This is a genomic window from Aeromonas sp. 1HA1, assembly GCF_029237385.1.
Taxonomy (GTDB): Bacteria; Pseudomonadota; Gammaproteobacteria; order Enterobacterales; family Aeromonadaceae; genus Aeromonas; species Aeromonas popoffii.
In genome coordinates, this window is sequence record NZ_JAACGC010000042.1 from 24,090 (window position 1) to 38,830 (window position 14,741).

At 57.3% G+C, this 14,741-nt stretch carries 19 protein-coding genes; 7 read left to right on the forward strand and 12 right to left on the reverse strand.

Translation table 11 applies throughout. The features are described 5' to 3' along the window. Nucleotides 1–15: 15 nt before the first annotated feature. Both GWQ22_RS13680 and GWQ22_RS13685 read right to left on the reverse strand, forming a co-directional pair. Complete coding sequence (locus tag GWQ22_RS13680; protein ID WP_042038875.1) at nt 16–453, reverse strand: YqaA family protein; 438 nt, start codon at nt 451–453, stop codon at nt 16–18. Further along, the gene (locus tag GWQ22_RS13685) at nt 450–1,436 is read right to left on the reverse strand and encodes an NADP-dependent oxidoreductase (RefSeq protein ID WP_275930635.1); all 987 of its coding nucleotides are present in this window, start codon (nt 1,434–1,436) and stop codon (nt 450–452) included. Before GWQ22_RS13685 ends, GWQ22_RS13680 begins: the two co-directional genes overlap by 4 nt. Before the next feature lie 44 nt (nt 1,437–1,480). Between GWQ22_RS13685 and GWQ22_RS13690 the strand changes: the two genes are divergently transcribed. Further along, the gene (locus GWQ22_RS13690) at nt 1,481–1,648 is read left to right on the forward strand and encodes a hypothetical protein (RefSeq protein WP_181364778.1); all 168 of its coding nucleotides are present in this window, start codon (nt 1,481–1,483) and stop codon (nt 1,646–1,648) included. Nucleotides 1,649–1,696: 48 nt separating this feature from the next. On the opposite strand, the gene GWQ22_RS13695 is transcribed toward GWQ22_RS13690, so the two are convergent. After that, the gene (locus tag GWQ22_RS13695; protein ID WP_275930636.1) at nt 1,697–2,695 is read right to left on the reverse strand and encodes a Preprotein translocase subunit SecY; all 999 of its coding nucleotides are present in this window, start codon (nt 2,693–2,695) and stop codon (nt 1,697–1,699) included. Nucleotides 2,696–2,950: 255 nt separating this feature from the next. Between GWQ22_RS13695 and GWQ22_RS13700 the strand changes: the two genes are divergently transcribed. Together GWQ22_RS13700 and GWQ22_RS13705 are read left to right on the forward strand one after the other, a co-directional pair. Next, nucleotides 2,951–3,247, forward strand: a complete 297-nt coding sequence (locus GWQ22_RS13700) for a hypothetical protein (RefSeq protein WP_108537120.1) — start codon at nt 2,951–2,953, stop codon at nt 3,245–3,247. A 19-nt stretch (nt 3,248–3,266) separates the two neighbouring features. Continuing rightward, the gene (locus GWQ22_RS13705) at nt 3,267–3,617 is read left to right on the forward strand and encodes a hypothetical protein (RefSeq protein WP_275930637.1); all 351 of its coding nucleotides are present in this window, start codon (nt 3,267–3,269) and stop codon (nt 3,615–3,617) included. A gap of 53 nt (nt 3,618–3,670) precedes the next feature. Here GWQ22_RS13705 and GWQ22_RS13710 read toward each other — a convergent pair whose 3' ends face one another. From GWQ22_RS13710 to rpsF, 4 genes are all read right to left on the reverse strand, one after another. Then, nucleotides 3,671–4,414, reverse strand: coding sequence for a ferredoxin--NADP reductase (locus GWQ22_RS13710; protein ID WP_275930638.1), 744 nt, complete (start codon nt 4,412–4,414; stop codon nt 3,671–3,673). Between the two features lie 100 nt (nt 4,415–4,514). Further along, a complete protein-coding gene (gene rplI / locus GWQ22_RS13715; RefSeq protein ID WP_042038867.1) occupies nt 4,515–4,961 on the reverse strand; it encodes a 50S ribosomal protein L9 in 447 nt (148 codons plus the stop codon). 49 nt (nt 4,962–5,010) lie between these two features. Beyond that, on the reverse strand, nt 5,011–5,241 hold the full coding sequence (rpsR, locus tag GWQ22_RS13720) for a 30S ribosomal protein S18 (RefSeq protein WP_005313392.1): 231 nt from the start codon (nt 5,239–5,241) through the stop codon (nt 5,011–5,013). A gap of 30 nt (nt 5,242–5,271) precedes the next feature. Next, complete coding sequence (gene rpsF, locus GWQ22_RS13725) at nt 5,272–5,661, reverse strand: 30S ribosomal protein S6 (RefSeq protein WP_005313395.1); 390 nt, start codon at nt 5,659–5,661, stop codon at nt 5,272–5,274. A gap of 237 nt (nt 5,662–5,898) precedes the next feature. On the opposite strand from rpsF, the gene GWQ22_RS13730 reads away from it, so the two are divergent. Further along, nucleotides 5,899–7,119, forward strand: a complete 1,221-nt coding sequence (locus tag GWQ22_RS13730) for an Nramp family divalent metal transporter (protein WP_275930639.1) — start codon at nt 5,899–5,901, stop codon at nt 7,117–7,119. A gap of 110 nt (nt 7,120–7,229) precedes the next feature. Then, entirely contained in the window at nt 7,230–8,078 is an 849-nt protein-coding gene (locus GWQ22_RS13735; protein WP_042038862.1) for a hypothetical protein, read from the forward strand. 45 nt (nt 8,079–8,123) lie between these two features. Here GWQ22_RS13735 and GWQ22_RS13740 read toward each other — a convergent pair whose 3' ends face one another. From GWQ22_RS13740 to rlmB, 5 genes are all read right to left on the reverse strand, one after another. After that, on the reverse strand, nt 8,124–8,960 hold the full coding sequence (locus tag GWQ22_RS13740; protein WP_275930640.1) for a DMT family transporter: 837 nt from the start codon (nt 8,958–8,960) through the stop codon (nt 8,124–8,126). A gap of 132 nt (nt 8,961–9,092) precedes the next feature. Beyond that, the gene (locus GWQ22_RS13745; protein WP_042038859.1) at nt 9,093–9,953 is read right to left on the reverse strand and encodes a DMT family transporter; all 861 of its coding nucleotides are present in this window, start codon (nt 9,951–9,953) and stop codon (nt 9,093–9,095) included. A gap of 217 nt (nt 9,954–10,170) precedes the next feature. Further along, nucleotides 10,171–10,620, reverse strand: coding sequence for a GNAT family N-acetyltransferase (locus GWQ22_RS13750; RefSeq protein ID WP_275930641.1), 450 nt, complete (start codon nt 10,618–10,620; stop codon nt 10,171–10,173). Nucleotides 10,621–10,677: 57 nt separating this feature from the next. Next, nucleotides 10,678–11,244 (reverse strand): Crp/Fnr family transcriptional regulator, encoded by a 567-nt coding sequence (locus GWQ22_RS13755; protein ID WP_042038855.1) that lies wholly within the window; start codon nt 11,242–11,244, stop codon nt 10,678–10,680. A 10-nt stretch (nt 11,245–11,254) separates the two neighbouring features. Further along, nucleotides 11,255–12,004 carry a 23S rRNA (guanosine(2251)-2'-O)-methyltransferase RlmB gene (gene rlmB, locus GWQ22_RS13760; protein WP_108535399.1) on the reverse strand — a complete coding sequence of 250 codons (750 nt, stop codon included), beginning with the start codon at nt 12,002–12,004 and terminating at the stop codon, nt 11,255–11,257. Between the two features lie 1,098 nt (nt 12,005–13,102). Here rlmB and GWQ22_RS13765 point away from each other — a divergent pair. Then, a complete protein-coding gene (locus tag GWQ22_RS13765) occupies nt 13,103–13,411 on the forward strand; it encodes a hypothetical protein (protein WP_275930642.1) in 309 nt (102 codons plus the stop codon). After that, on the forward strand, nt 13,411–14,352 hold the full coding sequence (locus tag GWQ22_RS13770; RefSeq protein WP_275930643.1) for an ImmA/IrrE family metallo-endopeptidase: 942 nt from the start codon (nt 13,411–13,413) through the stop codon (nt 14,350–14,352). The genes GWQ22_RS13765 and GWQ22_RS13770 overlap by 1 nt, the downstream gene beginning before the upstream one ends. Nucleotides 14,353–14,741 lie beyond the last annotated feature (389 nt).

Below are 14,741 nucleotides of genomic sequence, written 5' to 3' on the forward strand. Positions count from 1 at the left end.
GAGTGAAGAAAAGGGCTAGAAAATATGACTGGCCAACAGAAAAACCAGGGCATAACGCAATAATTTGCCGACCCCGATCAGGATGATAGAGCGCCAGAAGGAGAGACGTAGCCAACCGGCCAGCAGGCAGAGGCCATCACCAACAACAGGCGTCCAGGCCAGCAGCAGACACCAGTGACCATGTTGTTTGAGCCAGCCGAGGGCTTTTTGTTCCCCACGGCCTTGAAAATCTTCCGGCTTTTTCTTGAAGGTGGCGAGCCAGCCGAGCCACCAGGTGGTCATGGAGCCGAGGGTATTACCGAGCGTCGCCCACAGCAGCAAGCTGGTCATGCTCCACTCTCCCTTAACCGCCATGGCGCCCAGCAGCACTTCCGAGCTGCCAGGCAACAAGGTGGCGGAGGTGAAGGCACTCAGAAACAGCCAGCCCAGCCCCATCTCGGCAATGCCATTCATCCGGGCAGGCTATCGGCGGCAGGCATGCGCAGCACCAGCTTGCCACGGACATGACCACCCTCGATGGCCTGATGGGCCTGCGCCCCCTCGGCCAGGGCAAACTCGCTATCGACTGTGATGTGCACATCCCCCTGGCGCAGCAGGTTCAGCATCTGGGACAGCTGTTTGCTGTCGGGGTGCACCAGCATGCCGAGCACCTCTATGCCGGTATCGGCCGCCGCATCCTTGATCTGCGGGGCCGTGATGGTGGGCACTGTCACCAGACGGCCACCGGGCTTGACGCAAGCAAGCGCCGCCTTGCCGCTCTCGCCGCCCACCAGATCCAGCACCAGATCGACCTGCCCTTGGGCCAGGATCTGCGCGGCCCAGTCAGCGTCGTGGTAATCCACCCGCTGGTCGGCCCCCAGTCTATGGAGAAAATCGTGATTGTCACGACTGGCCGTGGCGACCACCTCGGCGCCATAAGCGCTGGCAAACTGCACCGCCAAATGGCCAACACCACCGGCACCGGCCAGGATCAGCACCCGCTGCCCGGCTTTGAGGCCACCATGTTCAAACAGCCCCTGCCAGGCGGTGAGACCGGCCAGCGGCAGGGCTGCGCCCTGCTTGAGGCTGATGCCATCGAGCTTGACCAGTGCCTCTTCGCTCACCACTGTACTGTCGGCATAGCCGCCACCTGCCAGCGGAAAGCCCACCATGCCGCACACTTGATCCCCCTCTGCCAGCGCCGTGACACCCGGGCCCACCGTCTCAATCACGCCAGCCACATCATACCCCGGTGTCCAGGGCAGATTGTCCTTGTTCTGGGCCGCCGCCCAGCCGAGGCCGGCCCGGGTCTTGGCATCGATGGGATTGACTCCCGCAAAGCAGATGCGCACCCGAACTTCCCCCTCCGCGGGCACCTTATCCTGCGAAGGGTTGAGCTTGAGTACCGAGGGGTCGCCGAATGCGGTAATCTGTAGCTGCGTCATTGCACAATCCATCCTGTTGACTGATCAAGGGTCAACAGAATAACAGCGAGGACACCATGGCTCGAATGTTTCTTATTCCTCTGTTGCTGGCTCTGGGGTGGTGGGCCTTGCTGCTCTACTTCCACATCCCGCTCAAACAGGGGGCCAAGGGGTTTTACTGGATCATCGGCATAGGTGGGGGGCTAGCCGCCTTCCTCAGCCTGATGATGGTGCTGACTCACTAACGCTGCCGCTCGCGGCAATAAAAAGGCCACCCAGAGGTGGCCTGGCTCTCAACCCGCTTGTCCACTGAGGTGGTAGTGGCGATTGCTGCCCTGCCCCAGCACCCCTTGGGCCAGCAGATGCTGAAATACCCTGTCTACCTCTTCCAACGAGAGCGAAAGGGCCAGTGCCACCGAGCGCTTGCTGCACTTGAGCTCGCCGCTCTCCAACACGGAACGCACCTGGGCCACCACTGCGGGCTCGGGTTCCGGCCTGCTCGCCACCGGTGGCACAGTGGCCGCAGACTCAGCCTGCCACGCCGCAGCCTGCTCCCGCGCCTGCTGCCACAGCCACATGCGGCGAAAGCGGTTCTCCTCGCCAATCAGGCTGACGAAGAAGGCGCCAAACACATCCAGCAGTACGGAGAGGAAGCAGACTAACAAGAACTGCACCTGGCTGAGGCTCATGCCCACGCCGTCCGCCAGACTGCTCATCAACCCCAGCATGGAGGACTGCTCATTGACCGGCTTGGCATCCCGCTCCTGGCGCAACTCATCCTGCTGCAACCTGAGCTTGGTGTTGGCCTGCTGCAAGCCGCTGACACCGCTGGAGATACGTGCCATCTCTATGTACTTGCGAGCCGCCTCCTCGTTGAGCTGGATCTGGCGCTCTATGCTGGCGATCTGCTCGTCGAAACGGGCCAGCTCCCGCTCGTGATGCGCCTGCTGGCTCAGTATGGTGTTGGTGGCGCTATTGATGCCGCCGATACTGCCGCCGATGGAGATGGCGGCCAGCACGCTGTAGAACAGCAGCGACCAGAAGGCCCCCCCCAGATCCCGCCGCGCCTTGCACTCCCCATACTCGTACCAGACGTAAAACTTGCCCAGTTCAAAGATGATGGCCAGCCCGCCGAACAGCCACTTCATCAGCGGGTTGTCATCGATGGAGAGGAACAGCAGCAGGGAGAAGATGATGGAGGCCAGAATGGCCAGCCCGGTGAAACTGTATACCGTCGTCAGAGCAAACCACCCCTTGGGGTAGCGCAGCGCGGAGGAGTCCTGTGTGGTCATGATGAAGGGGTGTGCTGTGCAGGAAAAGTTGGCTGCCGATTATAGTCGCCAGACTCGCACAGAGAAGGGCAAATGACTGAATTCCTTCAGATTGACAACCAGCTGCCCAGAGTGCGACCAAAACGGACAAATCGGCAGCAGAAAAGCGATACAATCCCTGCCTGACTTGATCATGTGGTGAGATGGAGTACGGTTCCGCTCAGGTTCAGCCCCGGTCTGTAGACTCATCCACCGTTACAATTATCAGAGGCCATCATGAACAGTAAGACCACTTTGCTACTCTCCCTTCTTCTGGTTACCGGCAACGCCGCAGCGACACAGCACTATCAAGAGAGCAGTGGCTCCGAATTCTCCGTCGATGAGCTTACATTCAATCTGAACTGGGATGACACGCAGTTCGGCTGGCCCCAGAACGACTGCCTCGATCTGGGGGGCGGCGAAACCGCGCCGGCCGACTGCGAGGCGGTCAAATTCAATCTGAAAGACGAAGAGAACCGCAACCAGCCACCGAAAACCAACCAGATCCCTGCCAATTCGCAGAGTGGCCAGTAACGACAGGAGTCCCCTTGCGATGACCCAAACCAAACACAACCCCATTATCCATCGCGGCGCCCTGCTGCTCTCCCTGCTCATGGCGCACGGCATCGCGTTTGCGGCCCCCCCCAGCAAGCATGGCGATGGCATCAAGATCTCCGGTGATGGCATCAAGATCAATCTCGACTGGGATGACAAAGAGTACGACTGGTGGCAGAACAACTGCCTGGATCTTGGCATTGGCGACAGCCGGATCAAACTCAACTGTGACAAGATGGATGGCAAGTACCGGGATCACTACAACCGCAGCATTCACAGCGGCAATAATCCGGGTCAGGGCCATAACAAGCAGAAGGGCAATGGCAACGGGAACGGCAAGCAGAACTAACCGCCACCACCGCAGTAATCACACAGGGGCACTAGGCCCCTGTGTTCGTTGGACTACCAGTAATTCTCCGCACTGATATTGCCCGGCGCCCGGCGCAGGTTTTTGGCCAGTCCCAATGCCAGCAAGGTCTGTTGAGTCTCCTTCACCATGGCCGGATTGCCACAGATAAGCACCTGACTCGACTCCGCTGAAAAACCCAGCCCCACCCGTTCCTGCAACTGGCCGTTGGCGATGGCCGCCGGGATCCGCCCTGCCATCGCATCGGGCCAGGTCTCACGGCTGACGAAGGGCACGTAGCGAAAGCGAGCCCCCTGCTGCTCGGTAAAACTGGCGATAAGCGGCTGATAGCTCAGCTCCTCCCCTTTGCGTACCCCATGCACCAGCACCAGGTTCTCGAAGCGGTCGAAGGCCTCGCCGTCCGCCAGCATGGAGAGGAAGGGGCCGATGGCGGTACCGGTAGAGAGCAGCCAGAGATCGCGGCCGGGCGGGAGCTCATCCAGAGTCAGAAAGCCGGTCGCCTGGGATTGCACCAACAGAGTGTCGCCCGCTTGCAGGGAACCGAGAGTGGGAGTCAGCTCGCCATCGGGGATCTCGACGAAATAAAACTCGTGGTACGGCGCAGAAGGCGGATTGACGAAGGAGTAGGCCCGCTGGATGCGGCGATCACCCTGAACAAGGGCCAGTTTGGTAAATTGCCCTGCCTTGTAGGGGGCCAGTTCGGCCTCCACACGCAGGGAAAACAGGGTGGGGGTCCATTCGATACGCTCAATGACCCTACCTTCAACCCAGGCTGCCATAAGGCTCTCCTCCAGAGGAACAGAACCTCACTTTACCCCTCGTTCCCAAAATAAAAAACCCGCGCAAATGCGCGGGTTTTTTTGCAACAGCGAAACGCTATTACAGGGCAACAACCTGAACTTGTACGGTTGCTTTAACGTCAGCGTGCAGCTGAACAACAACTTCGTACTCGCCGGTGTTACGCAGAACGTTGCCCATGCGGACCTCGCTCTTGGCAACAGCAACGCCGGCAGCAGTGATGGCATCAGCCACGTCACGGGTACCGATGGAACCAAACAGCTTGCCTTCGTCGCCAGATTTGGAGGCGATGACAACAGCAGCCAGTTCACCCAGCTTGGCAGCGCGCTCTTCAGCGGCAGCTTTACCGGCAGCCAGTTTGGCTTCCAGGTCAGCACGGCGAGCATCGAAAGTCTCGATGTTGGCCTTGGTAGCCATAACGGCTTTGCCTTGCGGGATCAGATAGTTACGGGCGTAGCCAGCTTTAACAGCGACTTGATCACCCAGACCGCCCAGTTTGGCGATTTTGTCGAGCAGGATAACTTGCATTACCTTTCCTCTATAAAAGTTGAGTTAGGCTTAAGTGCCGGGCCGATTCTTACTTGTTGTGCAGATCGGTGTACGGCAGCAGAGCCAGGTAACGAGCACGCTTGATGGCGCGTGCCAGCTGACGCTGATACTTGGCGCGGGTACCGGTGATACGGCTCGGTACGATCTTGCCAGATTCAGTGACGTAGTTTTTCAGAGTAACGATATCTTTGTAGTCGATCTCGGTAACGTTCTCGGCAGTGAAGCGGCAGAACTTACGACGACGGAAATAACGTGCCATGGCCTTTATCCTCTATTCAGTGATCCAGAATTACTCTTCGGAAGACGCTGCTTCAACAGTATCTTCGCGGCGCTCGTCGTCACGACGGACGAAGCGCTCTTCCTTGGCCTTGGCCATAGGAGAAACTTCAGTCACGGCGTGCTTGGTGCGCATGATCATGTTGCGGATAACGGCATCGTTGAAACGGAAGTTGGTTTCCAGTTCATCGATAACGGCTTGCTCTGCTTCCACGTTCATCAGAACGTAGTGAGCTTTGTGCAGCTTGTCGATCGGGTAAGCCAGTTGACGACGGCCCCAATCTTCCATGCGATGGATAGTACCACCCGCGGTGGTGATAGCGCCGGTGTAACGCTCGATCATGCCGGGTACTTGCTCGCTCTGGTCCGGATGAACCATGAAGACGATTTCGTAATGACGCATTTTAGCTCCTTACGGATTAATTCAGCCTCCGCCCAGGTGCAGCCAGACCTCGGAGGCAAGGAACGTATGGTGTGTTTAGACACTGCTTTCTAGGGCGGCGTATTGTACGAAATCACATCCCCCACTGCAACTGGCCGCCGCAGATGTTTTTATCTATGGGTATGATACAACACAACAATTGATAATAATTATCATTTAGATCTATTCTCTCTCCATCATCTTATGGAGGGTGTTGCCATGCAACCCGCGCTGACCACGGCCATTCCGGCCCGTAAATTCAAACTGACCCTGCTTGGCCCCGCCTTTATCGCAGCCATCGGCTATATAGACCCGGGCAACTTCGCCACCAATATCCAGGCTGGTTCCACCTTCGGCTATCAACTGCTGTGGGTGGTGGTATGGGCCAATCTGATGGCTATGCTGGTGCAGACCCTCTCGGCCAAGCTCGGCATAGTCACCGGCAAGAACCTGGCGGAGCACATCCGCGACCGGCTGCCCAAACCGGCGGTCTGGGCCTACTGGATACAGGCGGAGATCATCGCCATGGCCACGGATCTCGCCGAGTTCATCGGTGCGGCCGTGGGCTTCAAGCTGCTACTCGGCATCACCCTGCTGGAGGGTGCCGGCATCACGGCCGTGGTCACCTGGGGCATTCTGATGCTGCAATCCCGCGGTCAGAAGCCGCTGGAGTTCGTGGTTGGCGGCCTGTTGCTGTTCGTGGCAGCGGCCTATATCGTCGAGCTGGTGCTCTCCCGCCCTCATCTACCGAGCCTGCTGGAAGGCGCCCTCTTCCCCGGCCTACCCAACAGCGACGCCGTCTACCTGGCCGCTGGCGTGCTCGGTGCAACAGTCATGCCTCACGTCATCTACCTGCACTCGGCGCTGACCCAGCACACCCTGGATCAAGGCACAGTGCCCCAGCGACTGCACACCACCCGGGTGGACGTCGCCATTGCCATGACCATAGCCGGCTTCGTCAACCTGGCCATGATGGCCGTGGCGGCCGCCGCCTTCCACGGCGCTCACCAGCCAGTGGCCGAACTAGAAACCGCCTACCAGACGCTCACTCCCTTGCTCGGGCAGGCCGCCGCCACCCTGTTCGGCCTGTCACTGGTGGCCTCCGGCATCTCCTCCACAGTGGTGGGTACGCTCGCCGGTCAAGTGGTGATGCAAGGCTTCGTGCGCTTCGCCATACCGCTCTGGCTGCGCCGCGCCATCACCATGGCCCCCGCCTTTGTGGTGATAGCCATGGGGCTCAACACCACCGAAATATTGGTGCTGAGCCAGGTGGTGCTGAGCTTCGGCATCGCGCTCGCGCTCATTCCACTGCTGATCCTGACCGGCAATCGGACGCTGATGGGAAAGTATCGCAACCATCCGGTGACTCAGGCAGTCGGCCGCCTCATCGTCGCACTGGTGATCGGGCTCAACGCCTACCTGCTGGTCGCCATGATCTAGCGCTCACAACCCGCTATTCAGGCCGGCTTATTAACCCAGGTTAATGAGCCGGTCTGCACTTTGGCGTATGCTGCGGCTCTCTCTTCCTCTTCGATTCGCAGGAGCCATCCATGGAACACACTCGAGCCAGCTTCGTACTGGGCCACCATCATGAACAGGCCAGCGTGGTCTTCTGCCAGAGCGGCGACACCAGCCTGCTGGTGACCGACCTCACCCCTTTCCATCCCCAGAGCCACCTCTGGCCCGATCAGCCAGGCGATGTGGGCACGGTTTGCTGGGATGGCGGCAACGCCAGCGTGGGCCCCTGCCGCATGGGGGCCATCAGCCCCGAAGGAGCACTGTTCGTGGACACAGATATCCCGGTCAAGCGTGGCGCCGAAGGGTGGGCCTTCGTGGTGGTACATCCCCTGGCAGGCCAGCACTCTCTGGCGGTGGGTTCCAGGGTTGAACTGAAGGTAGATGCCGCTGCCCGCGATGCCCTGAGCCTGGGCCACAGCGGCTGCCATCTGGCGGCGCTGGCCCTCAACCGGGTGCTGGTTCCCTACTGGCGCAAAGAGGTGAGCGAGCGCGACTCGCTGGATCAGCCCGACTTTGACCGCCTCGCCATCCAGAGCTCACGGGTCGAGCCCATGGGCTCCCAAGAGCAGTACCGCATCGGCAAGAGCCTGCGCAAGAAGGGAGTCAACAGCGAGGCGCTGCTGGCGGAGCTGGCGCAGATAGAAGAGAGGATCAACCAGCAGCTGGCCGACTGGCTGGCAGCCGGTGGCGAGATCCGCCGCAGCCGGACCGGCGAGGCCATCATAGACTCGCGCTACTGGCACTGCATGCTGGCAGGAGCGGAGGTCACCATCCCCTGCGGCGGCACCCACGTCAGCAACTTGGCAGAACTGGGCCAGGTTCGGGTGCAACTGGCCCCCTGCGAGGAAGGCTTCACCCTGGTCACCCGGGTCACTCCTTAAGTCAAACGTCAGGCCGGACGTATCCCGGCCTGACGTCGTCACCAATCAGCTGAGGCGGATCAGCAGGATACCGCAGAGGATCACCAGCGCGGCCCACAGCCGCACCCGCCCCAACGGCTCCCCCAGCCAGCACCAGGAGAGCAACACAGCAAACAGCACGCTGCTCTCGCGCAGCGCCGCCACCAGCCCGATGGGCGCCTGGGTCATGGCCCAGATGACGATGCCGTAGGCAAGCAGTGACAGGGCGCCGCCGAGCGCACCGGTTCGCCATGCCGCGAGATCGTGCGCGTGCCAGGCGGTGCGACTCTGCCAGCGCATCAGCAACGGCATCATCAAGGCCGTCAGGGCAAACAACCAGAGTGTGTAGCGCACAGGCGCCCCGGCCGAACGGGCGCCAGCGCCATCGGATAGGGTATAGGCGGCGGTGAACAGCGCCGTGATCAGCACGGCACGCAGAGCTGCAGGCACCAGCCTGATGCCGCCACGCCAGGCCATCAGCAACACCCCGCTGACCAGCACCACAGCCCCCGCTACCGCCACTCCACCTGGCACCTCCCCCAGTAGTAGCACCCCGAGCAAGAGGGTCACCAGGGGGGCACTGCCACGGGCCAGCGGATAGATCTGGCCGAACTCCCCCAGCCGATAGGCCCGACCGAGAAACAGGCAATAACCGCAATGTAGCAGGATGGATAGCGCCAGCCAGGGATATTCGGCAGGCACAGGCAGTCCCACCAGCGGCAAGAAGGGGGCGGCAAACAGCCCGGAGCAGAGGGAGACCAGCAATACGCTGACGCGCCCCTCGGCTTGGCGCTTGGCCAGCGCATTCCAGAGGGCGTGCAACAGCGCGGCCAGCAGGATGGCCGCAAAGAGGGTGGGTGTCACGACGGGTTCCTGTCACTAAGAGCGGGACAGACTACCCTACTTTCGGTGCAACAACCGAGATCGGCTTCATAAGATGCTCATATGACAAACCGGCCAACAGCCGGTTTGTCATAGGGAGGAGAGCAGAGTGACCTAGCTCAGGCGACGCTGCCAATGGATGGCCAGCAGGATAAAGCCCATCCCGACCCAGAGGTTCCAGACCGGGATCTCGCCAAACAGCCAGATCCCCAGCAATACCACGAACATCAGGCCTGAATATTCGGTTGCCGCAATACGGTTGGCCTCCACCTGCCGATAGGCGTAGATGCAGCTGGCATGGTAGAGCAGTTGCATCACCGCGCTGCCACCGATCAGCGCCAGCAGACGCCAGTCCACCGGCTGCCATTGATTCACCGCCAACCCCGCCGTCAACGGCAACGCCAGCAGGTTGGCCCAGAACAGGGTTGCCACCACAGAGATACCCGCTGGCAACTTGCGGCCGGTCACGTTGAACAGCGCCAGGGTGAAGGCGGTCACCAGAGCACCCAGTCCCGCCAGATGAAAATCCCCCGGCTTGAGCACGAACACGACCCCGAGCAGGCCTATGCCCCCCAACAGCCAGACCCGGGAGTGGATCTTCTCCTTGAGCAACCAGGCCGCCAGCGGCAGGGTCAGCAGCGGAGAGACATAGAAGATGGCGTTGGCCGTGGCCAGCGGCAGCTGGGTCAGGGCCAGCATCATGCCACCCCCGCCGAGCAGACAGAGGTGACCGCGCAGCAGGTGCCATTTCCAGGCACCCAGTCCCCAAGCCGCTCTCGGCACACGCAGCATGAAGGGCAGCAGCACCAGCAGGGTCAGCAGCTGGCGCAGAACCATGTATTGGAAGGGGCTGAAACCGGGGCCGATCAGCTTGACCAGCACATCGGAGAAGGCCTGGGCCAGATTGCCCAGCACCAGAGTGATGATGGCGAAGGTTTGCAGGTCCAGAGCGAACCGCTTGCGCAACAGCTCCATCAGCGACAGCGACTCGTGTGGCGAACGCAGATAAAATGGCTCAACGGCTCAATCGCTGAATCTTGTTCAGTATTAATGGGGTAAAAAACCATTTTTAAACATATCCATCAACAGTTGCCGATTAATCATTCAGAGGGTACCCAGTAATATGGCGGCGAGCACCCGTTTTCTTTACTACCTCAAGACATAATAATTTCATTGTTATGCCTAAAAGATATTAAAAGGAGGTCATACCGATGTGGGGAATGTCATCTTCCAGATAGGGCTCGCCCACGGCGGTGAAGCCATGACGACCATAGAAACCCTGCAGGTGCGCCTGAGCGCCCAGATAGATGCTGATCCCGGGCCACAGCCGTTCGCATTCTTGCAGCGCCTGTTGCATCAGCTGGTGACCCAGACCATCGCCTCTGGCCTCGGGCGCCGTCACCACCCGGCCGATCACCACCTGATGCGACTTGGCCACGCCGGGCGCCATCAGTCTGGCGTAGGCCACCAGCACGCCATTCTGCCAGCCGAGCAGGTGCTGCACGTCGGGACGCTTGTCGACCCCGTCCATATCGAGGAAAACACAAGTCTGCTCCACCACGAAGACGCGGGATCTCAGGGTGAGCAGTTCATACAGTTCGTTGACATCGAGTTGTTCAAAAGACTTGAGGGACCAGTTCATGGAAGTTCCTTGCTCATGATGAGAAGGGCAGCATAGCCAGCCGCGCAGGCGCAAGCATTAACTTTTGTTAAGATCCTTCAACCGTTTGCGAATACGGCTCAGGCTGATGGGGGTGATGCCCAGATAAGCGGCGATCTGGTGATCCGGCACCCTGGCGTCCAGCTCGGGAAAGCGTTGCAGAAAGTGCTGATAACGGGCCTGAGGGCTCTCGGTCAGCAAGAGCAACTCCTTCTCCTCTTTGATCCGCAACTGCACCGCCAGCAGGTGGTGATACCAGGCGGGCCAGCAAGAGAGCTGACGCAAGTCGCCAAGGTTGAAGAGTTGCAAACGGCAGGGCTCCAGCGCTTCCACGCTGTAGCGGGCAGGTTCACCACTGAGCAGATGGTGGAAATCGATAAACTCGTCCCCCTCCCAGTAGAACTCCTTGATGTACTCACGGCCATCCGCCAGCACCACCTTGGCCCGTAGCAGCCCTTGCTCAACCCTGACCAGCAGGTCGGGCCTGTCGCCCGCATGCCAGAGACAGGTGCGGGGGGTTAATGTCAGCGGACGGGCAAAAGAGAGGAGGCGCGCGGCCTCCTGCTCATTCATGACCCGATCCCGGCTAAACGGGGGTCTGTCCATCCCGTTCGCCTCAGGCGCGACGCTGACGCACGGCTTCAAACAGGCAGACGCCCGTTGCCACCGACACATTGAGGCTGGAGACGGCCCCGGCCATCGGGATGCTCACCAGCTCGTCGCAATGCTCGCGAGTCAGACGGCGCATGCCCTTGCCTTCGGCGCCCATAACAAGTGCCATCGGGCCGGTCAGTTTGGCCTGATAGAGATCGTGATCCGCCTCGCCAGCGGTGCCAACCAGCCAGACGCCGCGCTCCTGCAACTCACGCAGGGTGCGAGCCAGGTTGGTGACCTGGATGAGCGGCACCACTTCGGCGGCGCCACAGGCGACCTTGCGCACCACTGAGGTCAGGCCGCTGGCCTTGTCCCGCGGCACTATCACCGCATGCACGCCAGCTGCATCGGCGCTGCGCAGGCAGGCACCCAAATTGTGCGGGTCAGTCACCCCGTCCAGCACCAACAGGAAGGGCTGGCTCTGTTGTGCCACCAGCTCGTCCAGCAGGCTGGCCAGATCGTGCTCGGCCAGCTTGGGCGCCTCTATCACCTTGGCCATGATGCCCTGGTGATTGTTACCTTCCGCTTTGTCATCAAGGGTCTTGCGGTTCACGCTCTGCACCTTGAGGCCGAGGGACTCCAGCTCGGTCAGCAGGGGTTGCAGCCGGTCGTCATCCCGCCCCTTGAGGGCCCACACTTCGATGAAACGCTCCGGGGTGCGCTCCAGCAGCGCGGATACAGCGTGAATGCCGTAGATCAGTTCAGTACTCATAGTCAAAATCCGTGCTATCGGGCCACAACCTCTGCGCCCCGGGGCAAAATAGCCACACCGGCAGCCTGACCACCATGATGCTGGTCTCGTCACCGGTCGCTAAATGATGACGCATCATACCAGAGAGACCGGCATCTAGGGAGGAGGAAGCTGCTCGGCCAAACGTCTGTAGCTATGTCGAGCCCTTCAGCGGCACGTGGCGACAAGCCAATCATGGCCTGTTAGCCGCTACGCGGCGTTCAAAACGGTAGCTGTCCCAATTTCATTGAAGATCAGCCCTTGCGTTGTTGATGTTCGACTTCAACACGGCTCAGGATGACTAATTTATTGATCTTGCCCAGAAAACCATCATCTCCCGCTTCCCTCTCCAGCATCGCTCGCTAATATAGCCGTTTGGCAACAGCCTCGTCGGAGTCACCCATGAGCCAGGCCAGCGAAACCGCGCAGGTAAAAAGCAGCAGACTGGAGGCTGACATTCAGGGCGGTAGCCTTGCCGGATGGAATGGATAAGCGAGTAGCACGAGTGGCGCGATCACTGAACATGGTGACGGCCTTATGTGGATTTCTGAGCGGCTCACGCCGCCGTGGCTTGGCCGCATCGTCCATGAGCCCCCATGTGCTTTTTTTATACAGTCGTAATGGTGGCGCAAAAAGAAGAAGTGAAGCGAATACACACGGACACCTGATGTAATCTGTAATGTTATGATTTCATAATTTTTTTACTTGGCGGCGATTGAAATGTTACGGAGTTAAATGGAATTCTCTGCTAACGGATTAGTACCGCCTTCCATCTAATCACTGTTAAGTTTTTTATAACCCTGCATTTTTATTATAATTAGGAGTATAAATTTGGGTGGTTTACCAATTCCAAGGCCTTCAATACTAGATAATTTTAGAGTCATAGGTATTGATGGTGGGAGAAAAGTGTATAAAGATGACTCTGAAAACAGATATTATACTTGGGACTCTCTTCATGGTGAATTAGAGGTGTTCAATAAAAATGGTCGCCATTTGGGTGTGGCTTGCCCTACCAGCGGTTTGATGATCAAACCTGCAGTTAAAGGCCGAAGAATCAGCAAGCAGAATTAGGAGCATCAAATGAGCTTTGTAAATTTATGTCTAAATGGTGATGTTTTAGAAGATGAAATCGATGATTTCATTGATAGTTGGCATGATGATGAGGAAACAACTCTAGAGTTGCACGAATACCTAGGAATGACTTGGGAAGAGTACTCAGTTTGGTCGACTAATCCATCAGTTCTTCCATTTATTTTATCTGCGAGGAAAAATCAAACTACTTTTGATGCTGAATTAAACCAAGAAAGGCTTGCATTAGCTGCACGAGCAGAAACTTCAGCTGAAGCTCTCCGTATGGAAGCTTGGTTAAAACTGATTGGAAAAGCATAGTGACTCCTGTAGAAAAAATGGCCGCAAGAGTATTATCTAGGCACGGAGTACAACCTCCTTATAACTTAAATGAGCTTGTTGAGAAGTATGCTGATATAGAGGAACATCATTTTCCATTTGATGCCGATGGTGTGACTGTTGGGATCGGCGGGGATAAAAAACCTCAAATATTAATCAATATGTCGCAGCCTCCAACTAGGAAGAAGTTTACTTTAGCCCATGAGTTAGGGCATATAATAATCCCTTGGCATACAGGTACTATCGTATCTCACATAAACCCAATGGAGGCAAACTTTGAATATAGGGAAATGGAAAGTGAAGCAAATCAATTTGCAGCTGAATTATTGATTCCTAGATTTTGGCTGCTAGATTTGCAAAAAACGTTCATTTCTGTTGAACATTTCCTAAAGAAAATAATTAATGATACAGGAGCTTCTCGGGATGCAGTACTTATTAAGTTTTGTAACACAATAGAAATTCCAATTATTTTTGTAGAAATAGATTTTCATGGTCAAATAGTAAAAACATATAAAACAAAACGTGCACCTAGTGGTGCAAATATATCCGAAAGTAATAACGTTAATGATGTTAGTTTTACGACTTCAAGCTCAGAAGAAATGTTTAACATTGGGGACCGAAATTATAGAGCATGGGTTTTTAATGATGCGATTGTTAATGAAGAAACCGACTCTCGCCCTTGGAGAGAGGTATTGACGCAGATATTGGATGAAACTAATAGCCATGCGTTACAGCCTAGGATAAATGCAATACTCCCAGCTCAATATCAATCAAACAAGCAAAAATCTGAATCTGAAATATGTAGTTTAATAATTCGTTCATATGATGTCAGAGGCGAGTTTGATGCAGTTGTTGCTCATCCATTGTTTTCGCAATATGTAATTAAACGCGTTAAAGAGTTAATAGCAAAGAAAAAAACTTAACAAAGCATTTAAGAGTGATTCGCAACGCTTGCCATTTTTCATTCCATGAAAAATGGGACACCCACCTTTCTGAGCACCTCGTAGCGACCTATAGAATGGCAATCGCGCAGGGATTGTGCTCCTAGCCATAGGCACGGAGCTTGGCCGAGCTCCGCCGAAGGGCTGAGCCCCTCCCCTTTCGCTGACCATAAAAAATCCGAACCCCGGTAACAGGGTTCGGATTTTTTTCATCTCAAGCGTCGCAGGCTTTTGCAGTGATAACCGTAAGCGCCCCTGAATCAGCACCTGTTTTTACTGAGATCACCTCGGCACACTGAAACCCATCGTATCTACGTTGGGATTTCCGCTATGACCACTCAAGAACGCGTTGATTTTTGGCAGCGCCAGAT

Coding starts and splice junctions, on each gene's coding strand:
- GWQ22_RS13680 (WP_042038875.1), bottom strand. CDS start 453: ATGAATGGCATTGCCGAGATGGGGCTGGGCTGGCTGTTTCTGAGTGCC.
- GWQ22_RS13685 (WP_275930635.1), bottom strand. CDS start 1,436: ATGGATTGTGCAATGACGCAGCTACAGATTACCGCATTCGGCGACCCC.
- GWQ22_RS13690 (WP_181364778.1), top strand. CDS start 1,481: ATGGCTCGAATGTTTCTTATTCCTCTGTTGCTGGCTCTGGGGTGGTGG.
- GWQ22_RS13695 (WP_275930636.1), bottom strand. CDS start 2,695: ATGACCACACAGGACTCCTCCGCGCTGCGCTACCCCAAGGGGTGGTTT.
- GWQ22_RS13700 (WP_108537120.1), top strand. CDS start 2,951: ATGAACAGTAAGACCACTTTGCTACTCTCCCTTCTTCTGGTTACCGGC.
- GWQ22_RS13705 (WP_275930637.1), top strand. CDS start 3,267: ATGACCCAAACCAAACACAACCCCATTATCCATCGCGGCGCCCTGCTG.
- GWQ22_RS13710 (WP_275930638.1), bottom strand. CDS start 4,414: ATGGCAGCCTGGGTTGAAGGTAGGGTCATTGAGCGTATCGAATGGACC.
- rplI (WP_042038867.1), bottom strand. CDS start 4,961: ATGCAAGTTATCCTGCTCGACAAAATCGCCAAACTGGGCGGTCTGGGT.
- rpsR (WP_005313392.1), bottom strand. CDS start 5,241: ATGGCACGTTATTTCCGTCGTCGTAAGTTCTGCCGCTTCACTGCCGAG.
- rpsF (WP_005313395.1), bottom strand. CDS start 5,661: ATGCGTCATTACGAAATCGTCTTCATGGTTCATCCGGACCAGAGCGAG.
- GWQ22_RS13730 (WP_275930639.1), top strand. CDS start 5,899: ATGCAACCCGCGCTGACCACGGCCATTCCGGCCCGTAAATTCAAACTG.
- GWQ22_RS13735 (WP_042038862.1), top strand. CDS start 7,230: ATGGAACACACTCGAGCCAGCTTCGTACTGGGCCACCATCATGAACAG.
- GWQ22_RS13745 (WP_042038859.1), bottom strand. CDS start 9,953: ATGGAGCTGTTGCGCAAGCGGTTCGCTCTGGACCTGCAAACCTTCGCC.
- GWQ22_RS13750 (WP_275930641.1), bottom strand. CDS start 10,620: ATGAACTGGTCCCTCAAGTCTTTTGAACAACTCGATGTCAACGAACTG.
- GWQ22_RS13755 (WP_042038855.1), bottom strand. CDS start 11,244: ATGGACAGACCCCCGTTTAGCCGGGATCGGGTCATGAATGAGCAGGAG.
- rlmB (WP_108535399.1), bottom strand. CDS start 12,004: ATGAGTACTGAACTGATCTACGGCATTCACGCTGTATCCGCGCTGCTG.
- GWQ22_RS13765 (WP_275930642.1), top strand. CDS start 13,103: ATGAGCTTTGTAAATTTATGTCTAAATGGTGATGTTTTAGAAGATGAA.